This is a genomic window from Skermanella sp. (assembly GCF_059503625.1).
In genome coordinates this window covers 1-2,043 of sequence record NZ_JCACHA010000541.1, presented here as the reverse complement: position 1 = coordinate 2,043, position 2,043 = coordinate 1, and the positions used below count along the sequence as shown (strand labels likewise).

General features: G+C 66.2%; 3 protein-coding genes. All 3 read left to right on the top strand.

Annotated features, from left to right (window positions below; all coding sequences use genetic code 11):
* Positions 1-502: zinc-binding dehydrogenase (locus AC5JJ6_RS11545; RefSeq protein ID WP_496042169.1), on the top strand; the 502-nt coding region annotated here is incomplete at its 5' end.
* Between the two features lie 141 nt (positions 503-643).
* Complete coding sequence (locus AC5JJ6_RS11540) at positions 644-1,309, top strand: DUF1013 domain-containing protein (RefSeq protein WP_496042168.1); 666 nt, start codon at positions 644-646, stop codon at positions 1,307-1,309.
* Positions 1,310-1,315: 6 nt separating this feature from the next.
* Positions 1,316-1,942: a UbiX family flavin prenyltransferase gene (locus AC5JJ6_RS11535; RefSeq protein ID WP_496042167.1), complete on the top strand. Its 627-nt coding sequence runs from the start codon at positions 1,316-1,318 to the stop codon at positions 1,940-1,942.
* Positions 1,943-2,043 lie beyond the last annotated feature (101 nt).

Sequence of the window (2,043 nt, the reverse complement as noted above, 5' to 3'; positions counted from 1 at the left end):
GGCGTTCGGTTCCCGCGTCTTCACGACGGCGGGCAGCGCCGACAAGTGCGAGGCCTGCGAGCGTCTGGGGGCGGACCGCGCCATCAACTACAAGACCGAGGACTACGGCGCCGTCATCAAGGAACTGACCGGCAAAAAGGGTGTGGACGTGGTGCTCGACATGGTCGGTGGCGACTATGTCCAGCGCGACATCGACATCATGGCCCCCGATGGCCGCCGCGTCAGCATCGCCTTCCTGGGCGGGCCGAAGGTCACGCTCAACCTCACCAAGGTCATGGTCAACCGTCTGACGCTGACCGGTTCCACGCTGCGTCCCCGTCCGGTCGCCTACAAGGGCCAGATCGCCCAGGCGCTCCGCGAGCGGGTCTGGCCGTTGCTGGAAAGCGGCAAGGTCAAGCCGCTGATCTTCAAGACATTCCCCCTTGCCGAAGCCGCTGCCGCCCATGCCCTGATGGAGACCAGCAGCCACATCGGCAAGATCGTTCTCACCCTGGATTCCTGAACGGCGGCCAACCGGCCATCCGCTCGCTATCCGGATCGCTAGCAAACACACCTCCTCGCCGGCGCGCGCAAGTCCCATATATCTCTCTATCAAAGGCCGAACCCGCGCCAAGGCGAGGCCGCCAGATTTTCCGGAGGACCGATGCCCCTGCCATTGATGCCGAAAGCGACCGCCGTCTGGCTGGTCGAAAACACCGCCCTCACCTTCGAACAGATCGCGGCCTTCTGCGGCCTGCACTCGCTGGAGATCAAGGCGATAGCCGACGGCGAAGTGGCGGTCGGCATGGTCGGCCTCGACCCGATCGCCAATGGCCAGCTTTCCAAGGAAGAGATCGAGCGCGCCGAGAAGGACGAGAACGTTCGTCTGCGCCTGCTGGTCCAGGACCTTCCCCAGCCGGTCGCCCGTTCCAAGGGGCCGCGCTACACGCCGGTCACCAAGCGCGGCGACAAGCCCGACGCGATCGCCTGGGTGGTCAAGCAGTTCCCCGACCTGTCGGACGCCCAGATCAGCAAGCTGATCGGGACCACCAAGCCGACCATCGCGGCGATCCGCGACCGCACCCACTGGAACACCCCGAACATCAAGCCGCGCAGCCCGGTCCTGCTCGGTCTCTGCACCCAGCGGGAGCTTGAAGAGGCTCTGGCCACCATCCGCCGTCCTCCCGGTGCGCCGCCCATCACGGCAGCGGACGCGCAGGAACACGACGAGGAGGAAGATGCCGAAGTCCGGCCCGTGTTCGGCGACGACAACGACCATGGCAGGTATAGCCGCGGACACGATACCGAACTGGACGAGACGGTAGACTGATCCATCATGGATGAAGCCCCCGCCGGGCGGCCGCCCCGCCTCATCGTCGGCATCAGCGGCGCGTCCGGCGTGGTCTACGGTATCCGTATGCTGGAGGCTCTGAACCGGCTGGGGGTCGAATCCCATCTGGTGATGAGCCGGTCGGCCGAAGTGACCCTTGCCTGCGAGACCGACCTCAAGGTCGCCCAGGTCCGCGAACTGGCAACCGTCGCCTATCCGATCCAGGACATCGGCGCCGCCATTTCCAGCGGCAGTTTCCGTACGCTGGGCATGGTGGTGGCGCCGTGCTCCGTCCGCACCATGAGCGAAATCGCCACGGGCGTCACATCGACCCTGCTGACGCGCGCCGCCGATGTCGTTCTGAAGGAGCGCCGCCGCCTCGTGCTGATGGTGCGGGAAACGCCGCTGCACCTGGGGCATCTGCGGACGATGACGGCGCTGGCCGAAATGGGCGCCGTCATCGCTCCACCGGTTCCGGCTCTTTACGCGCGCCCTGAGTCGGTCGATGACCTGATCGACCATACCGTCGGCCGCGTCCTCGACATGTTCGATCTGGACGCCGGCCTCGTTCGCCGCTGGGGCGAACCGGTGGAAGAGGGCGGCACGGCACGTCGTCGCCCGATCCCGCTTTAGCCGTCGTCCGTCAGCGGCCCGTCAGACTGCCCGGCCGGCGTAGTGCCGTAGCGCAACTGTATTGAATTGGGGTTCTGCGGGGTGGCTCAGTGTATGGCGAT

Excerpts from the sequence above, each read along its gene's own strand:
- AC5JJ6_RS11535 (WP_496042167.1), top strand. The coding sequence starts at position 1,316 with ATGGATGAAGCCCCCGCCGGGCGGCCGCCCCGCCTCATCGTCGGCATC.
- AC5JJ6_RS11540 (WP_496042168.1), top strand. The coding sequence starts at position 644 with ATGCCCCTGCCATTGATGCCGAAAGCGACCGCCGTCTGGCTGGTCGAA.